Annotated in this window: 3 protein-coding genes; all 3 read left to right on the forward strand. The window is 31.5% G+C overall.

Annotated elements, in window-relative coordinates; genetic code table 11:
* The first annotated feature begins 41 nt into the window (after positions 1-41).
* From JHD79_RS22405 to JHD79_RS22415, 3 genes are read left to right on the forward strand one after another with little or no spacing between them, the layout of a single operon-like run.
* Positions 42-848 (forward strand): hypothetical protein, encoded by an 807-nt coding sequence (locus JHD79_RS22405; protein ID WP_199121583.1) that lies wholly within the window; start codon positions 42-44, stop codon positions 846-848.
* A gap of 15 nt (positions 849-863) precedes the next feature.
* Complete coding sequence (locus JHD79_RS22410; RefSeq protein ID WP_199121584.1) at positions 864-1,604, forward strand: hypothetical protein; 741 nt, start codon at positions 864-866, stop codon at positions 1,602-1,604.
* Positions 1,604-2,221 carry a hypothetical protein gene (locus tag JHD79_RS22415; protein WP_199121585.1) on the forward strand — a complete coding sequence of 206 codons (618 nt, stop codon included), beginning with the start codon at positions 1,604-1,606 and terminating at the stop codon, positions 2,219-2,221. The genes JHD79_RS22410 and JHD79_RS22415 overlap by 1 nt, the downstream gene beginning before the upstream one ends.
* Positions 2,222-2,384 lie beyond the last annotated feature (163 nt).

Genomic DNA, 2,384 nt, shown 5'->3' on the forward strand with positions numbered 1-2,384 from the left:
CAAACCTATCTTAAACTTAAATACAACATATAATGCACGGAATGATAAGTAAAGGTTGGCTACACCAGACCTATGATAAGGAAACTGAGAATTTTATAGATGCAGCAGGTTTGAACAATGATGCTAATCTAAATGTAGATGGTTTATATATTGCTTTTCAAGCTAGACAAGCTATACAGCATTTAGTAGCAGGCTTGAAAGCTATTAAGGATGTGGGTCAAATTACCAGTGCTTGGGATGCTAACGTATGTTTGTTCCCATGTATTGGAGGTACTATATCAACAGTTGAGAGTTGTTTAAAAAATCCATCAAATAAACTAACTAATGTATCGGGTGTAACAGCATTTAGTGCTACAACAAAAGGTATAATTGGTGCAGCAACTAACAATATTAGTTTTAGTAGTGGTTATATTGAAGGTAGTACGTTCAGCTCTTATTTATATTATGGCTTCGATAATAGTATCAAGACAGTTGTTGGTTGGGGTAATATTGATAATACCTTACATAAATGGTATACAACATCAGATAACTGGAGATTTGGTACATCAACAAATTCTACCCAAGCACCTTTTAAAGGTGCTTTGAATACAATACATTCAAGTGGAAGAACTGTTTTGAATCAGGAATATTCTGTTGGTGTTGGTGGTCTATTACAACCATTTCCATCAAATACAGTTCCAACACAATTATATTTTTCATATTATTTTAATGGTTTTCATTTTAATACAAATACAGAACAGAATTGTATGGGATTGTTTAATAGGATATTAACCATTTCAGAAAGAAGGAAATTAAATAACCTACTGGAATTTGTTAATGCCTATTTGGGTAGAAGTACAATAAGATGATATTTATAAAAGAGTATGGTAGTATTAGATTTTAGTAATAGGGTATCGAATTTCATAGATGCAGCAGATGTAAGTGGGAATATCAAAAATTCTCCTGATAATTTACTGTATTTAAACCATATTGATAGTGCCTGTAAGGAAGCAGGTATGACTAGTGGTGCGGTATACCCTTTTGTAGGAGCAAACGCAACAAGTCATAGTTTTAATTTTTTAAATCCTGCTCAATTTAGAATTGATTGGCTTGGAGAAGTTACGCATAATAATTTGGGAGTACAGGGAGATGGGAGTACAGGATATGGTGATACTAATTTAAAACCAAATGCAATTGGAAATAACGTGTTTCTAGGTACATATATAAATACAAATAATGCAAGTGCTTCTTGGGATATTGGTACTTTAGGCTTTGGTTTAGTAACTAGATGGTCTGATAATTCTATAATAGTAAATAATAGTAACATAGGAAATACTGTGATTTCATCAACGTTGAATAACATCGGCTTTACAGCATTCAATGCCAATAACAGTATAATAGATTTATATAAAAATACAGCGTTGATAGCTACTATAAATAGAACTTTTACTAATCAATCTTCATTAAATATAGCTTTGTTAGGATTAAATGATGGAGGGTTAATAAATAGGTGGTCTAACAACAGGCAGTCCTTAACATTAATAGTTAATTCTATTAATAAAGATAGAATAGCTACTTTTTCACATAACATTTACACTGCACAGCGAATTTTAGGGAGGGCGTAATGAACGATTTACAGAAGATAATTAAGAATTTAAATCCATCATGTTGGTTGGATAGTACTTGTGTAAATGGTATGGGTATTGCACAGCCTTCTAATGAAACAGTAGGGGTTATTCCAGTAAATATTGGAACTAAGTCAGATATTACACTTATTAATGTTGGTGTAGGAGGTACTTTTTATACAGATGGAGGTTTTTCTAATTTCCCATATTTAAGAATAAATAAAGATATTTTACCTAATATGGAAGGTACAGTAACATCTAGACAAAGTAATATTGTAATAGGTAGAGATGAGAATAATGGATTTAACCCTAATGTAGATAGAGATTTCATTGGGTTTAATCCTATAGGGATTGTTAGATTTCATCCTACAATACATCCATCAGGTATTAATACAACATTTACTCATTCAAAGATGATAAAAGGCGGTAATATGAGTTCTATTACTACTAATGCTACATCATTGATGAATATCAATTTTGGTGCAGGTATAAATAGTCAGAATCTTACATCTTTAACAGATTATAGACTTTATGAATATATGTATTGGAATAGAGCATTATTAGATGATGAAATAAGAAAAGTCCAATCTTACATCAAACAAAAATACAATATCTAATGGCGAATATATATTTAGACGGAGCAAACTATTTGGTAGACTTTGATAAGGATGCGGAAAACTTTATCTATGCCAGTGGTATTAATAATCCAGCAAATTTAAATGTGGATGGCCTATATACTTCCGAACAGGCAATGTATGCCGTAAATTATTTAGTTAGTGG

The sequence above is a fragment of the Pedobacter sp. ASV28 genome (genome assembly GCF_016428855.1).
In the GTDB taxonomy this organism is placed as follows: Bacteria; Bacteroidota; Bacteroidia; order Sphingobacteriales; family Sphingobacteriaceae; genus Pedobacter.

Coding starts and splice junctions, on each gene's coding strand:
- JHD79_RS22405 (WP_199121583.1), top strand. CDS start 42: ATGATAAGTAAAGGTTGGCTACACCAGACCTATGATAAGGAAACTGAG.
- JHD79_RS22410 (WP_199121584.1), top strand. CDS start 864: ATGGTAGTATTAGATTTTAGTAATAGGGTATCGAATTTCATAGATGCA.
- JHD79_RS22415 (WP_199121585.1), top strand. CDS start 1,604: ATGAACGATTTACAGAAGATAATTAAGAATTTAAATCCATCATGTTGG.